12 protein-coding genes are annotated in these 14375 nt (G+C 66.1%); 6 read left to right on the top strand and 6 right to left on the bottom strand.

The features are described from left to right. The first annotated feature begins 3 nt into the window (after window positions 1-3). Together CEJ42_RS08370 and CEJ42_RS08365 are read left to right on the top strand one after the other, a co-directional pair. Window positions 4-1239: an HlyD/EmrA/EmrK family protein gene (locus CEJ42_RS08370; RefSeq protein ID WP_088750609.1), complete on the top strand. Its 1236-nt coding sequence runs from the start codon at window positions 4-6 to the stop codon at window positions 1237-1239. Between the two features lie 37 nt (window positions 1240-1276). Further along, window positions 1277-2845, top strand: a complete 1569-nt coding sequence (locus CEJ42_RS08365; RefSeq protein WP_079214665.1) for a DHA2 family efflux MFS transporter permease subunit — start codon at window positions 1277-1279, stop codon at window positions 2843-2845. A gap of 77 nt (window positions 2846-2922) precedes the next feature. Here the strand turns inward: CEJ42_RS08365 and fghA are convergent, their stop codons facing one another. After that, window positions 2923-3771 carry an S-formylglutathione hydrolase gene (gene fghA, locus CEJ42_RS08360; protein WP_088750755.1) on the bottom strand — a complete coding sequence of 283 codons (849 nt, stop codon included), beginning with the start codon at window positions 3769-3771 and terminating at the stop codon, window positions 2923-2925. Window positions 3772-3785: 14 nt separating this feature from the next. Further along, a complete protein-coding gene (locus CEJ42_RS25155; protein WP_207760403.1) occupies window positions 3786-3938 on the bottom strand; it encodes a hypothetical protein in 153 nt (50 codons plus the stop codon). Between the two features lie 900 nt (window positions 3939-4838). On the opposite strand from CEJ42_RS25155, the gene CEJ42_RS08355 reads away from it, so the two are divergent. Further along, window positions 4839-8051: an EAL domain-containing protein gene (locus CEJ42_RS08355; RefSeq protein WP_079214664.1), complete on the top strand. Its 3213-nt coding sequence runs from the start codon at window positions 4839-4841 to the stop codon at window positions 8049-8051. Between the two features lie 57 nt (window positions 8052-8108). Next, window positions 8109-8681 (top strand): DUF7482 domain-containing protein, encoded by a 573-nt coding sequence (locus tag CEJ42_RS08350; protein ID WP_207760402.1) that lies wholly within the window; start codon window positions 8109-8111, stop codon window positions 8679-8681. A 29-nt stretch (window positions 8682-8710) separates the two neighbouring features. Here the strand turns inward: CEJ42_RS08350 and CEJ42_RS08345 are convergent, their stop codons facing one another. Then, entirely contained in the window at window positions 8711-9979 is a 1269-nt protein-coding gene (locus CEJ42_RS08345; RefSeq protein WP_079214663.1) for an MFS transporter, read from the bottom strand. Between the two features lie 213 nt (window positions 9980-10192). On the opposite strand from CEJ42_RS08345, the gene CEJ42_RS08340 reads away from it, so the two are divergent. After that, window positions 10193-11242, top strand: coding sequence for an NADP(H)-dependent aldo-keto reductase (locus tag CEJ42_RS08340; RefSeq protein WP_088750608.1), 1050 nt, complete (start codon window positions 10193-10195; stop codon window positions 11240-11242). An 81-nt stretch (window positions 11243-11323) separates the two neighbouring features. Here the strand turns inward: CEJ42_RS08340 and CEJ42_RS08335 are convergent, their stop codons facing one another. Both CEJ42_RS08335 and CEJ42_RS08330 read right to left on the bottom strand, forming a co-directional pair. After that, window positions 11324-12331 carry a bile acid:sodium symporter family protein gene (locus tag CEJ42_RS08335; protein ID WP_079214661.1) on the bottom strand — a complete coding sequence of 336 codons (1008 nt, stop codon included), beginning with the start codon at window positions 12329-12331 and terminating at the stop codon, window positions 11324-11326. Between the two features lie 127 nt (window positions 12332-12458). Then, on the bottom strand, window positions 12459-12797 hold the full coding sequence (locus CEJ42_RS08330; protein ID WP_088750607.1) for a zinc ribbon domain-containing protein YjdM: 339 nt from the start codon (window positions 12795-12797) through the stop codon (window positions 12459-12461). Between CEJ42_RS08330 and CEJ42_RS24450 the strand changes: the two genes are divergently transcribed. Further along, window positions 12796-13023 carry a hypothetical protein gene (locus tag CEJ42_RS24450; RefSeq protein ID WP_129587688.1) on the top strand — a complete coding sequence of 76 codons (228 nt, stop codon included), beginning with the start codon at window positions 12796-12798 and terminating at the stop codon, window positions 13021-13023. The genes CEJ42_RS08330 and CEJ42_RS24450 overlap by 2 nt on opposite strands. Here the strand turns inward: CEJ42_RS24450 and CEJ42_RS08325 are convergent. Next, window positions 12986-14374 carry a 4Fe-4S binding protein gene (locus CEJ42_RS08325; protein ID WP_420809763.1) on the bottom strand — a complete coding sequence of 463 codons (1389 nt, stop codon included), beginning with the start codon at window positions 14372-14374 and terminating at the stop codon, window positions 12986-12988. The two genes, CEJ42_RS24450 and CEJ42_RS08325, sit on opposite strands and share 38 nt — an antisense overlap. Between the last annotated feature and the right edge of the window lies 1 nt (window position 14375).

Here is a 14375-nt window from a genome sequence, read left to right as displayed (position 1 = left end):
TCCATGAGTGACAGCACTACCCAGAACGCCCCGGGCGCTCCCACCCAAAACGCCAACGGCAAGACCAACGGAAACGGCAAGCGCAAGCGCCAGCTGTTCCTGCTGACGCTGATCCTGCTGGTCATCGCAGTCGGCTGCTTCCTGTACTGGTTCCTGCACGGCCGCTTCTTCGAAGAAACCGACGACGCCTACGTCGGCGGCAACATCGTGCAGATCTCGGCCCAGGTCGGCGGCACCGTGACCTCGATCAAGGCCGACGACACCCAGATCGTCAAGGCCGGCCAGCAGCTGGTGACACTGGATTCGGCCGATACCAAACTGGCGCTGTCGCAAGCCGAGGCCGCGCTGGCCCAGGCCGTGCGCCAGACCCGCCAGCTGTTCCTGAACAACGACACGCTGGCCGCCAACGTGGCCGCCGCCGAATCCAACCTGGCGCGCGCCAAGGACGACATGCAGCGCCGCCAGGCCGGCCTGTCGGTCGGCGCGGTGTCGCAGGAAGACGTCTCGCATGCGCGCGATGCACTCAAGAGCGCCACCGCCGCACTCGACCAGACCCGCGCCGCCGCCGCCGCCAACCGCGCGCTGACCGACCACACCAGCGTCACCGAGCACCCCAACGTGCTGCAGGCCGCCACCGCCGTGCGCAACGCCTACCTGAACTACGCCCGCGTCAACATCGTGGCGCCGGTGTCGGGCTTCGTTTCCAAGCGCTCGGTGCAGGTCGGCCAGCGCATCGCCGCCGGCAATCCGCTGATGGCCATCGTGCCGCTGGAGCAGATCTGGATCGACGCCAACTTCAAGGAAGGCCAGTTGAAGCACATCCGCATCGGCCAGCCGGTTGAAGTGGTGGCCGACGTCTACGGCTCGGACGTGAAGTACAAGGGCACCATCATCGGCTTCTCGGCCGGCACCGGCGGCGCCTTCTCGTTGCTGCCCGCGCAGAACGCCACCGGCAACTGGATCAAGGTGGTGCAGCGCGTGCCGGTGCGCATCGCGCTGGATCCGGAGCAGGTGCGCGCGCATCCGCTGCGCATCGGCCTGTCGACCACCGCCACCGTGGACATCCACGGCGACGGCAAGCAGCTCGAAGCGGTGCAGACCGACTACCAGACCAGCGTCTATGAAGACCTGGGCAAGCAGGCCGACGCCATCGTCGAGCGCATCATCAGCGACAACGCCAGCGGCCTGCCCCAGCAGAAGAAAAAGGCAGCCGCTCCGACAGCGGTGCCGCATACCTGATCGGGCCCGCGCCTGATCTGATACGACTGGTATTTTTATGGCCAACACTCCCGCAACTCCATATGCGCCGCCACCGCCGCTGACCGGCGCCAACCTGGTGCTGGGCACGCTGTCGGTGTCGCTGGCGGTGTTCATGAACGTGCTCGACTCGTCGATCGCGAACGTGGCCATCCCCACCATCTCGGGCAACCTCGGCGTCTCCGTCGACGAGGGCACCTGGGTCATCACCTCGTTTGCCGCCGCCAACGCCATCTCCATCCCGCTGACCGGCTGGCTCACCCAGCGCCTGGGCGCGGTGCGCCTGTTCGTCACCTCGGTGCTGCTGTTCGTGATCGCATCGTGGCTGTGCGGCCTGGCGCCCACCCTGCCCATCCTGCTGGCCGCGCGCGTGCTGCAAGGCCTGGTGGCCGGCCCCATGGTGCCGCTGTCGCAGTCTCTGCTGCTGGGCGCCTATCCCAAGTCCAAAGCCTCGTTCGCGCTCGCGCTATGGGGCATGACGGCGGTGGTGGCGCCGGTCGCAGGTCCCGCGCTGGGCGGCTGGATCACCGACAGCTACACCTGGCCGTGGATCTTCTACATCAACGTGCCGGTGGGCCTGATCGCCGCCGGCGTCACGCTGGCCATCTACCGCTCGCGCGAGACGCCCACGCACAAGCTGCCCATCGACAAGATCGGCCTGGCGCTGCTGGTGACCTGGGTGGCGGCCTTCCAGATCATGCTCGACAAGGGCAAGGACCTGGACTGGTTCTCCTCGCCCACCATCGTCACGCTGGGCATCATCGCGGCGGTCGCCTTCGCCTACTTCGTGGTGTGGGAACTCAACAACGACCACCCGGTGGTGGATCTGCGCCTGTTCGGCCGGCGCAACTTCGCCGGCGGCACCATCGCCATCTCGATCGGTTACGGCGTGTTCTTCGGCAACCTGGTGATCCTGCCGCAGTGGCTGCAGCAGTATCTGGGCTACCGCTCGATCGACTCGGGACTGTCGACCGCGCCCATCGGCATCTTCGCGGTGATCCTGATGCCGCTGATCGGGCGCTTCCTGCCGATGGTCGATGCGCGCAAGGTGGCCACGGCGTCGTTCATCGGCTTCGCCCTGGTGTTCTGGCTGCGCTCGCGCTACAACCTCGATGTCGACCAGTGGACGGTGATCGCACCGACCCTGCTGCAAGGCATCCCGACGGCGATGTTCTTCGTGCCGCTGACGGTGCTGCTGCTCTCGGGCCTGCCGCCCGAACGCATTCCGGCGGCGGCCGGCCTGTCGTCCTTCGTGCGCGTGTTCTGCGGCGCGGTGGGCACCTCGATCTCGACCACCGCGTGGAACAACCGCACCATCATGCACCACGCGCAGCTGACCGAACATGCCACGCCCTACAGCCCCTGGCTGCAGCAGACCTTCAGCAACATCAGCAGCCTGCTGGGCCTGAACCAGGAGCAGACGGCCGGCATGGTGGAGCGCACCATCACCTTCCAGGCGGCGATGCTGGGCATCAACGACATCTTCTATGTGTCGGCGGTGATCTTCCTGGTGATCATCCCGCTGATCTGGATCATCAAGCCCTCCAAGGGCGGCGCCGGCGCGGCGGAGGCTTCGGCCGCACACTGAAGCGCAGCATTCTCCGCGGCAATGAAAAAAGCGCCGGTCTTCGCAGACCGGCGCTTTTTCTTTGGTGCGGCGTATGCCTAGCCCACCAGCACCTGGTGATGGAAGCGCAGATGATCTTCCATGAAGGTGGAGATGAAGTAATAACCGTGGTCATATCCCTCGTGACGACGCAGGGTCAGCGGCTGCGAGGCGGCCTTGCAAGCGGCTTCGAATTCCTCCGGCAGCAGTTGCTCCGCCACGAATTTGTCGGCCAGCCCCTGGTCCACCAGGATGCCCTGCGGATAGGGCGAACGCAGGCCGCGCATCAGCTCGCTGGCGTCGTACTGCTTCCATGCCTGGCGATCTTCGCCCAGGTAGTTGCCGAAGGCCTTGTGGCCCCACGGGCATTTGCCGGGCGCGGCGATCGGCGCGAAGGCCGAGACCGAGCGGTAGATGTCGCGGTTGCGCAGCGCCAGCACCAGCGCGCCGTGGCCGCCCATCGAATGGCCGAAGATGCCGATGCGCTGCGGATCGGCCGGGAACTCGCGCAGGATGGTCTGGCGCAGGCCGTGCACCACATAGGAATACATGCGGTAGTTCTTCTCCCACGGCGCGGCGGTGGCGTCGACATAGAAGCCGGCGCCCACGCCGAAGTCCCAGCTGTCGCTCTCGCCTTCGATGCCGGCGCCGCGCGGGCTGGTGTCCGGCGCCACCAGGATGATGCCCAGTTCGGCCGCCACGCGCTGCGCGCCGCCCTTGATCATGAAGGTCTCTTCGGTGCAGGTCAGGCCGGCCAGGTAGAACAGTACCGGCAGCTTGGCGCCGGCTGCGGCCTGCGGCGGGACGAACACCGAAAAGCGCATCGGCAGGCCGATCTCGGCCGGTTCATGGCGATAGTAGCCCTGGACGCCGCCGAAGCAGCCGTGCTCGCTGAGGGTTTCCAGCATGAGATTGTCCTCCATCAGAACGCCACCGCCGGGCAAAGCGACTGCCCGCGCTTCTCAAGGCCGGGTACGGCGGAGAAAACGCCCGCGGCGTTGCGACTGTCCATTTCCATGTCCGCGATGGTCAAGGGCTTGCCTGCCGGCCATGCCACTGCTGCTCTTGTCTTCATAGGGATTGTCCTTTGCCAATGTGCTGGAATGAATGCGTGCGCGAACCGGCGAAACGCGGTGCCGCATGGCGTTTTACCCTCCGGCGTTGCGAGCGCCGCAGCGTTGCGCGGGCGGAACGCCGGAAAACGCTGGATGTTCGCGCGAAACCGGCCGTATTATCGCACTGCCAAGGCAAACATACCGACGCCCGCTCGGCATGCCGGCGGTGAAAATCTTTCCGGCCGACATGAAATCGCTTGAAACGGGACCTTTCCCGTGCGGCGATAATGACAAAGACCACGGCATGCGGTAAGGTTCAAAGAAACAAAAGTATCAGCCAGCACGTATCCGCGAAGCACGTGAAATTACGTTTTTTTGCTGCATGGGAGGCAATCGACGCTAAAGGTTTCCGGAATCGGGCCGTTACACGGGGGCGCGCTGCAACCGGCTCCGGATGCGGCAGTCGTCATGCATGCGCAGGATCTCCGCAGCATGCGAGGCGGCATCAATGCGGTGTGGAAACACCGTCCCGGCAACGGAACCGTTCGGACCGGTCCGGCAGCTCAGGCTGGCGGCAAAACCGGATGCGAACGCAGGACAGGCAGACGCAGAACTGTCCGTTAAATAAACACCAACAAAAACAATCGGATTGAACGGATGGTGGCATACTGCCAATTCACTTACTGCGAATTGGTAGCGCCAACGTAACTTGTGCGTAAGCAATTGCTGCCAGCATGTCGGCAGCGCTTGCCTGTGCCCGCCGGTCGCGCAAGCTCGCGCGGGCCTGGCGCAAGGCAACGGAAACGCCGCGGTTTGCCGCGGCAGGCGGCCGGCGCTGCGGGCCGCGAAAAAGGGGTTGCAGCCAACGCTGCGCAACGGGTGACCAGGTATCAGGACAGGTGTTAGCGATATTCGTCTAAATGGGAAAACAGAACAAAACGGCCGGACGTGCGGGCTATACCCTCAAGACTCTTCTGCTCTTCGTCGCGTTTGTCGGCTCGTTCATCGTCATCCAGACCTGGTGGGAAGTCCGCCAGGACCGGCTGCTGACCATCGAATCCGAAAAAACCAGTTCAATGGTGGCCGTGCGCAGCGTGCAGGAGCACGCCGAACGCGCCTTCCGCAACGTCGACTCGATGCTGGTCGGCGCATCCGACGCCATCCATAACACCGACCAGGCCGTGCTGGACGACGACCAGGCCCTGCACCAGCTGCTCAACCAGCAGAAGCAGCGCTATCAGTCGGTGCTGGCGCTGCGCTATGTCGACCGCAACGGCGTCTCGCGCGCCAGTTCGCTGCGACCGCTGGACCAGGACAGCATTCCCGAAGACCAGAACCTGAAGTATGTCGACCGCAACCCGGCGCGCCCGCGCCTGTTCGTCGGCCGCCTGATGCGCAGCCGCACCAACCAGGAGCTGGTGCTGCCGGTGGCGATGAACCTCTACGACCGCTCGGCCCGACCGGCCGGCATGCTGGTGGCGGAACTGCGGGCGTCCCACTTCTTCGACTTCTACAAACGCATCACCAACTACGAGGCGATCGTCTCGCTGCGCACCGAGGACGGTTCGATGATGATCCGTTCGCCGTTCGAGGAGCGCTGGCTCAACACCAGCATGGCCGACGCCCGGAGCATGGCGCGCATCCGCAGCGGCCCGGAGGAAGGCGGCTTCGAGGAGAACTCGCACCTCACCGGCGAACAGCTGCTGTTCACCTACAAGCGCCTGCAGGACTGGCCGATGGTGGTGGTCTATGCGCGCCGCATGGACGACGTGCTGGCGCCCTGGCGCAGCCGCACCGAGAACCGCATCCTGCTGACCACCGGCATCCTCGGCTTCATCCTGATCGCGCTGATCTCCTTCCTGGTCTACTACCGCTACCAGCGCCGCCTGGACAACGCGCTGACCGTCAGCGAATACCGCTACCGCAAGCTGTATGAAGAAGGCAACGATCCCATCGTGCTGATCTCGGCCGACCTGCGTTACCTGGACTGCAACGCGGCGGCGGTGCGCTTTTTCGGCGTGCCCGACAAGGACCGCATCATCGGTCGCAAGGTCGGCCTGTTCTCGCGCCAGAAGTCGATGCACATCGAGCAGCCCGACATCGACGACCTGGTCGCGCGCGCCCTGGCCGGCCAGCCGCAGCAGTTTGAATGGGTCACGGTCCGGCGCAACAAGATCATCTATACCGACGTCACCCTCAACCGCGCCGAGCTGGACCGCGGCTACGCCATCTTCGCCATCCTGCGCGACATCAGCGGGCGCAAGCGCGCCGAACTGCTGCAAAGCGAGCAGAACCGCGTGCTGCACATGGTCATGGCCGACGAAGACCTGGACACCATCCTCTCCGAGATCGTCGGCTTCGCGGACTCCCAGATCCCCTACAGCGCCTGCAGCGTCCTGCTGGTGAACGACCAGGCTTCGCACTTCACCTCCGTGCTGTCGAACCGCCATCCCGAGCGCGTGGTGCGCCTGCTGCAGGGCATGGCGATCCGCCACGGCAACGGCGTGGGCGCGGAAGCGGCGCTGCGGCGCGCGCCCTGCATCGTCACCGACATCGCCAACGACCCGGTGATGGAGCATCTGCGCGCGCTGATCGACGCCGAGATCTACCCCTCCTGCGGCGCCTGGCCCATCATCGGCAAGGAAGGCCAACTGCTGGGCGTGTTCTCGGCCCTGCTCAAGGAAAACCAGGCGCCCAGCGCGGAATACCTGCAGCTGGCCAACATCGCCGCCGACCTCGCCAGCGTGGCCATCGAGAGCCGCCGCGCCGACGAGCGCATCCGCCACCTGGCGCATTACGACGAGCTGACCGGGCTGCCCAACCGCTTCCTGTGCACCCAGCACGTGTCCAACGCCATCACCCACGCCGAGCACCGCGACGGCATGGTGGCGGTGTTCCTGATGGACCTGGACCGCTTCAAGAACATCAACGACACCTTCGGCCACGAGACCGGCGAGGCGGTGCTGCAGGAGATCGCCCAGCGCTTCCGCAACAGCCTGCGCGAGCTGGACATCCTGGCGCGCGTGGGCGGCGACGAGTTCATCGTGCTGGTGGACGACTTCGACGATCCGCTGCAGTTGGGCGAGATCGCGCAGAAGCTGCTGGCCGAGGCGCGCAAGCCCTTCATCATCGACGGCCAGGAGGCCACGCTGTCGGCCAGCATCGGCATCGCCACCTACCCCGGCGACGGCAACAACGCCCAGGCGCTGATCAAGAACGCGGACATCGCGATGTATCGCGCCAAGCACCACGGCAAGGACGACTACCGCTTCTTCTCCGACGAGATCAACACCAACACCGTGGAGCGCATCGCGCTGGAGTCCGAACTGCGGCGCGCCATCGAGCGCGGCGAGTTCGTGGTGCATTACCAGCCCAAGGTCAACCTGGCCAGCGGGCGCATCGTCGGCGCCGAGGCGCTGGTGCGCTGGCAGCACCCGGTGCGCGGCCTGCTGCCGCCGGGCGAATTCATCACGCTGGCCGAAGAGACCCGCCTGATCGACCAGATCGGCCTGGTGGTGCTGGATATCGCCTGCCGCGACGTCGGCCAGGTATTGGCGCGCGGCCTCGAACTGGGCCGGGTGTCGATCAACCTGACCGGCAGCCAGTTCGGCGACGAGAACCTGCTGGAAGACATCAAGCGCGTGGTCGAAGGCCACGGCACGCCGCCCACCTGCCTGGAGTTCGAGATCACCGAGAGCATGGTCATGCACAACCGCGACCAGGCCATCGCCATCATGGACGGCATCCGCGCCGAGGGCTTCACCATCTCCATCGACGACTTCGGCACCGGCTACTCGTCGCTGGCCTACCTCAAGCGCTTCCCGGTGAACACGCTGAAGATCGACAAGTCCTTCATCAACGACATCCCCGACGACCCCAACGGCAGCGCCATCGTGCAGGCCATCATCGCCATGGGCCACGCGCTGAACCTGAAGGTGGTGACCGAAGGCGTGGAGACGGAAAAGCAACTGAAGGCGCTGCGCGAGTTCGGCTCGGACGAGTACCAGGGCTATTACTTCAGCAAGCCGGTGCCCTATGCGCAGTTCCTGCAACTGCTGCTGCAGCAGCACGCGCCGCAGGCCAGGGAAGAAGAAGCCCCGCCGCTGCTGCAGGCCGGCGGCAAGCTGCTGTAAGGCGCCGGTCCGGGAAACATGGAATACTTGCGGCCACATCACGCGAGGACTTCCATCATGCCGCTTTCATCGCCCCATCCCCTGCTGCGCGCCATGCTGCTGTGCGCGGCAAGCCTGGCTGCCGCGCCCGCCGTCCACGCGCAGGAAAACACCGACACCGTGGAGCTGCCGCTGATCTCCGGCTGGTACGAAGGCAAGCCGGTGCGCTACGTGACCACCGATGTGTCGGACCGGCAGGCCGCCGCCGAGATGGGCGCCAACTACGTGCCGCGCCTGGCCAACGCGATTGCGCCGCAGCCGGCCGCGCCCGGCCAGAAAAGCGCGGTGGAACGCATCTACTCCTTCGCCAATTTCCGCCAGGGTGGCGTGCTGCCCTCGCTGCCCAATCCCACCGGCAGCGGCAATGCCGATCCCAACTACTCGCCGCTGTGGCAGGTGCACAAGGTGATCTGGCAGGCCGGCAAGACGCCGCGCCTGCTGAAGTCGGAAGAGGAAATCCTCGCCGCCGAGGATGGCGGCGAAGTGAAGATCGAGAAGACCGGCATCATCGTCAACTGCCCGGTGGTCATCTCCGGATACGGCAGCCTGCCGGGCATCCGCGTCAAGCTGGGCGCCGGCGCGCAGCGCTGACGCCGCCGGCCCGGGCCTGAGCCACGCCACTACCTGGCCGCCAGCCGGTCCACCTTGTAGAGCGCCGGGAACAGCCGGATCCACAGCAGCACGATCAGGATGGTGCCGATGCCGCCGATGAGCACCGCCGGCACCGCGCCGAACCAGGCCGCGGTGAGGCCCGACTCGAACTCGCCCAGCTGGTTGGAGGTGCCGATGAAGACCGAATTGACCGCCGACACGCGGCCGCGCATCTCGTCGGGCGTCTCCAGCTGCACGAAGGACGAGCGCACCACCACGCTGATCATGTCGGAGGCGCCCAGGGCCACCAGCGCCAGCAGCGACAAGGCGAACGAGCGGGACAGGCCGAACACGATGGTGGCCAGCCCGAACACCCCCACCGCGATGAACATGGTGCGCCCCACCCGGCCGCGCAGCGGACGGCGCGCCAGGAACAGCGCCACCGCCAGCGCCCCCAGCGCCGGCGCCGAACGCAACAGCCCGAGTCCGGCCGAACCGGTCTGCAGGATGTCGTGCGCATACACCGGCAGCAGCGCCGTGGCGCCGCCCAGCAGCACCGCGAACATGTCCAGCGAGATGGCGCCGAAGATGGCAGGCTTGCTGCGGATGAACGCCAGGCCCGCAAACACCGACGACAGGCTGGCGCCGGTGGGCTTGCCGCCCTGCGCGGCGCGCGCCTGCGGCGGGCGCTTGATCAGGCTCAGCAAGAGGCTGCAGACGGCGAACAGCACGCAGCTGCTGGCGTACACCACGGCCGGCCCGGCCACGTAGAGGAAGCCGCCCACGGCCGGCCCGATGATGATGGCGAACTGGGTCGCCGAGGCCGATCCCGCCACCGCGCGCGGCAGCAGCGCCGCGGGCATCAGGCTGGGCAGCATGGCCGACATGGTCGGCTTGGAGAAGGCCCGTCCGGCGCCGATCACGAACACGATGGCGAAGATGATCTCGCGGTTGAGCCAGCCGCCCATGCTGCCCAGGGCCAGCGTGGCGGCGGCCAGCGCCTCTACCAGCGCGCTGACGCGGGCGACGTTGCGGCGGTCGTGCTTGTCGGCGACGTGGCCGACCACGAACACCAGGATCAGCGAAGGAATGAACTGCACCAGGCCGACGATGCCCAGGTCGAAGGCGCTGTGGGTGAGCTGGTAGACCTGCCAGCCGACCGCCACGATCTGCATTTGCAGCGCGATGGTGGAGGCCACGCTGGCGCACCAGAAGAGTTTGAACGGGGTGTGGTGGCGCAGCAGCTGACTGTCGTCGGCGGCCGCCCCGGTACTGCCGGAAGAGGATGTGGATGACATGGAACGGTGAAGCGTAAAGACGGCGGTGGATGGCGTATTGCCGGGCCCGCGGCCTGATACGGCCTGCGGTTCCGGCGTATTCGGACACGGTCTTGCGCCGCGCCGGCCGCGCCCTGCAATGCAGGACAGGCGCGGATATACTACCCGATCCCGCCGCGGCCGGCTTGCCCTCTCATCCTGGCGCCGCCGCGCCGACAACAACAAGGAGAAACCATGCAGTATCGCCAACTCGGCCGCACCGACGCCAAGGTCAGCCTGATCACCCTGGGCACCATGACCTGGGGCCAACAAAACACCGAGGCCCAGGCCCACTCCCAGCTCGACTACGCCGTCGAGCGCGGCATCAACCTGATCGACGCCGCCGAGATGTATCCGGTGCCGCCCAAGGCCGAAACCCAGGGCCTGACCGAGCGCTACCTCGGCACCTGGCTGAAGAAGTCCGGCAAGCGCGACGGCCTGCTGATCGCCACCAAATGCACCGGTCCCGCGCGCAAGCCGCACAACCCGCGCCACATCCGCGGCGGCATCAACGACCTCGACCGCAAGGGCTTGACCGACGCGCTGCACGGCAGCCTGGAGCGCCTGCAGCTGGATCATGTCGACCTGTACCAACTGCACTGGCCGGACCGCAGCGTCAACAGCTTCGGCCAGCTGGGCTACCAGCATGTCGCCGACGAGACCACCGTGCCTGTCGAAGAAACGCTGAAGGTGCTCTCGGAGTTCGTGAAGGCCGGCAAGATCCGCTATATCGGCCTGTCCAATGAAACCTCCTGGGGCGTGGCGCAGTTCCTGCGCGCGGCCGAGCAGCATGGCCTGGAGCGCGTGGTCACGATCCAGAACCCGTACAGCCTGCTGAACCGCACGTTCGAGATCAACCTGGCCGAGTTCGCGCACCGCGAACAGGTCGGCCTGCTGGCCTACTCGCCGCTGGCCTTCGGCATGCTCAGCGGGAAATACCTGAACGGCGCGCGTCCGGCCGAGGGCCGCCTGACGCTGTTCGAGCGCTTCGTGCGCTACACCAATCCGCAAGCCGAGCGCGCCACCGCCGAGTACGTGGCGCTGGCCAGGCAGCACGGGCTGGACCCGGCGCAGATGGCGCTGGCGTACGTCAATACCCGCCCCTTCCTGAGCTCCAACATCATCGGCGCCACCACCATGGAGCAGCTGCGCAGCAACATCGACAGCCTGGAAGTGACGCTCTCGGAAGACGTCATCGCCGGCATCGAGGCGATCCACAAGAACCAGCCCAACCCGGCGCCCTGAGTCCCATACCGGGGCAGGAAACGGCGTAAAAAAACCGGCCTGCGGGCCGGTTTTCATTTGGGGCGGGCACTGGGCACGGCGTCAGTCGCCCGCGCTTTCGGTCGCCACCGCGGCCTGCGCCTCTTCCCTGCGCGCGCCGTAGCGCTGCGCCAGCACCGCGCACACCATCAGCTGCAGCTGGTGGAACAGCATCACCGGCAGCAGCACCATGCCGATGGCGCCGCCGGCGAACAGCACCTTGGCCATCGGCACGCCGGAGGCCAGGCTCTTCTTGGAGCCGCAGAAGACGATGGTGATCTCGTCTTCCTTGTTGAAGCCCATGCGGCGGCTGCCCCAGGTGGTGATGAACATGATCAGCGCCAGCAGCACCGCGTTGATCACCAGTACCGACACCAGCATGGTGGCCGGCACCTGGTGCCACAGGCCCTGCACCACCGCCTCGCTGAAGGCGACGTAGACCACCAGCAGGATGGAACTCTGGTCGACGAACTTGAGCCAGGACTTGTTGCGCTCGATCCAGCGGCCGATCCACGGACGCGCGATCTGGCCGGCGACGAACGGCAGCAGCAGCTGGTAGACGATCTTCAGGATGGAGTCCAGCGAGGAATGCCCGGCCCCGCCGTGCGCCACCACCAGCACGCCCACCAGAAGCGGCGTCAGGAAGATGCCCAGCAGGTTGGAGGCCGAGGCCGCGCAGATCGCCGCCGGCACGTTGCCGCGCGCCACCGAGGTGAAGGCGATCGAGGACTGCACGGTGGACGGCAGCACGCACAGGAACAGCAGGCCGAGGTAGAGCTCGGGCGTGATGAAGTAGCTCAGCACCGGCTTCAGGGCCAGGCCGATCAGGGGGAACACGGCGAAGGTGCACAGCAGCACCGTGACATGCAGCTTCCAGTGGGTGAAGCCCGCCACCACCGCCTCGCGCGAGAGCTTGGCGCCGTGCATGAAGAACAGCAGGCCGATCATGAAGGTGGTCAGCCAGTCGAAGGCTTCGGCGACGCCGCCGGTGCAGGGAAATACGGAGGCCGTCGCCACCACGGCGATCAGCAGCAAGGTCATGTTATCGGGAAGGAAGCGCGGGCGGGCCATGGCGATGTACGTTGTTTTCAAAAGGCGCCGGACGGCCTCATGCCGCCGGCAACCCGCTATTCTACGTGACTCGCGCAGCGGCTGCGGCCGTTCGCGGCTGCGTGCGCCCGCCGGGCGCGACCACCGGTCAGACTTTTTTGACGAACTCGGTCTTGAGCCCCATGGAGCCGAAGCCCTCGATCTTGCAGTCGATGTCGTGGTCGCCGTCAACCAGGCGGATGTTCTTGACCTTGGTGCCCATCTTGACCACACCGCCGCCGCCCTTGAGCTTGAGATCCTTGATCACGGTGACGGTGTCGCCATCCTGCAGGACATTGCCCGAGGCGTCGCGCCAGACCCTGGCGGCTTCCGCGGCGACGGCCTGCTGCGCGCTCCACTCGTGCGCGCACTCCGGGCAGACGAACATGCCCGCATCTTCATAGGTGAACTCGGACCGGCATTGGGGGCAGGAAGGCAAGGCGCTCATGGAAATCCTCAGGACTGAACTGGAAAACAAACAAAGGGGGCGGATTGTACCTGCGCCATACCGGCGCGCCATGATCTGCGACAGGTCGGACGAAAAAAAACGGCAGGCCTCGGATGAGAGCCTGCCGTTTCGTCGTTTCGTCGCTTCGTCGTTTCGCCAGCTTCAGCAGCTGCCGCAGATGCCGTCGGTCACCACAGCCAAAACATCAGCAGCCATGCATAGTTGACCAGCGCCAGGCCGCCGATGACCGGCAGCACCGCGGCCACGCGCAGCGTCCATGAGCCGGTATGGCGCGCGATCACCTTCCAGCCCAGCCACAGGCTCCACAGCGTCATCGCCGACAGCAGCGTGGCGCGCACGTCGTTGGCCCAGTACACGGGCCAGTGCTCGGCGCGCAAGAGGCTGATGGTGGTGGCCGACAGGCCGACGAACACGCCGCAGCCGGCCAGCGGGATCAGCGCCTGCACCAGGTGGTTGAAGCGGCTCCACTCCCATTTGCCCAGCAGGCGCGTGGCCAGCGCAAACATCAGCGCCACGCCGGTGCCCAGCACCAGCCCGGTGGTCATGATGTAACCGACCACCATGGCGCCGTCCAGCCAGGTGAAGACGTCGCTCTGTTGCGGATAGTTGGTCAGCAGCCACCACGGCGCCTGGGTGCCGAAGGGCCACATGATGTCGCGGTCGATCAGCCAGGTGGCGATCTCCTGCTTGACGGTGATGAACCAGGGGCTGGCAGTCCAGTGGAAGGCGCCGATGGCGATGCCCAGCAGGCCGTACAGCACCAGCACGCTTTCCCACAGGTTGTTCTGGGTCTTGCCGAACTTGACCACTTCCACCGCCGGCGGGCGGAAGGTCAGCGCGATGGCGTCGCGGTGACCGGCGCAGCGGCCGCACATGTGGCAGTCGGAAGCGCCCTTCATGTTGCGCAACGGCACCAGCGGCGCGCAATTGATGGGGATGATCTTGTGTTCGGGATGATAGGAGGCGCGCCAGGCGTCCTCATTGACCTTGTAGTGCAGCGGCGCCAGCTTGGCCAGCAGGCCGAAGACGCCGTTGACCGGGCACAGGTACTTGCACCAGACGCGCTTGTCGCGCCCGTACAGGTAGCCGACGATCATGGCGCCCACGGTGGAGCCGCCCAGCACCAGCAGCACCGCCTTCGGGTATTGGTAGACGCTGACCATCTGGCCGTAGACCGTGGTCAGGGCGAAGGCCACGAACGGCCAGCCGCCCCAGCGTATCCATTTGGGAATGGCGCGGCCCCGGCCATGCTTGCTGGCGAATTCGGTCAGCGCGCCCTCGGGGCACAGTACGCCGCACCAGACGCGCCCCAGCAGCACCATGCTCACCAGCACGAAGGGCCACCAGATGCCCCAGAAGGCAAACTGCGCGATCAGCGTGATGTTGGACCAGAGATGGGCGGTTTCGTCAGGCAGCGGCAGGAACACCGGCACCAGGATCAGAAAGGCATATACCGCTACCACGACCCATTGCAGGGTGCGGATGAATGCGCCGTTGCGGCGCATCCATTCGCCCGTACGCGAGAGCAAGGTCGGCGATTGCGTACAGGTATTCATG

Source organism: Herbaspirillum robiniae (genome assembly GCF_002213415.1).
In the GTDB taxonomy this organism is placed as follows: Bacteria; Pseudomonadota; Gammaproteobacteria; order Burkholderiales; family Burkholderiaceae_D; genus Herbaspirillum; species Herbaspirillum robiniae.
This window is presented reverse-complemented; position numbering and strand designations above follow the sequence as displayed.

What these genes read in the sequence shown, in the direction of transcription:
- CEJ42_RS08370 (WP_088750609.1), top strand. Translation starts at nt 4, where the DNA reads ATGAGTGACAGCACTACCCAGAACGCCCCGGGCGCTCCCACCCAAAAC.
- CEJ42_RS08365 (WP_079214665.1), top strand. Translation starts at nt 1,277, where the DNA reads ATGGCCAACACTCCCGCAACTCCATATGCGCCGCCACCGCCGCTGACC.
- fghA (WP_088750755.1), bottom strand. Translation starts at nt 3,771, where the DNA reads ATGCTGGAAACCCTCAGCGAGCACGGCTGCTTCGGCGGCGTCCAGGGC.
- CEJ42_RS25155 (WP_207760403.1), bottom strand. Translation starts at nt 3,938, where the DNA reads ATGAAGACAAGAGCAGCAGTGGCATGGCCGGCAGGCAAGCCCTTGACC.
- CEJ42_RS08355 (WP_079214664.1), top strand. Translation starts at nt 4,839, where the DNA reads ATGGGAAAACAGAACAAAACGGCCGGACGTGCGGGCTATACCCTCAAG.
- CEJ42_RS08350 (WP_207760402.1), top strand. Translation starts at nt 8,109, where the DNA reads ATGCCGCTTTCATCGCCCCATCCCCTGCTGCGCGCCATGCTGCTGTGC.
- CEJ42_RS08345 (WP_079214663.1), bottom strand. Translation starts at nt 9,979, where the DNA reads ATGTCATCCACATCCTCTTCCGGCAGTACCGGGGCGGCCGCCGACGAC.
- CEJ42_RS08340 (WP_088750608.1), top strand. Translation starts at nt 10,193, where the DNA reads ATGCAGTATCGCCAACTCGGCCGCACCGACGCCAAGGTCAGCCTGATC.
- CEJ42_RS08335 (WP_079214661.1), bottom strand. Translation starts at nt 12,331, where the DNA reads ATGGCCCGCCCGCGCTTCCTTCCCGATAACATGACCTTGCTGCTGATC.
- CEJ42_RS24450 (WP_129587688.1), top strand. Translation starts at nt 12,796, where the DNA reads ATGGAAATCCTCAGGACTGAACTGGAAAACAAACAAAGGGGGCGGATT.
- CEJ42_RS08330 (WP_088750607.1), bottom strand. Translation starts at nt 12,797, where the DNA reads ATGAGCGCCTTGCCTTCCTGCCCCCAATGCCGGTCCGAGTTCACCTAT.
- CEJ42_RS08325 (WP_420809763.1), bottom strand. Translation starts at nt 14,374, where the DNA reads ATGAATACCTGTACGCAATCGCCGACCTTGCTCTCGCGTACGGGCGAA.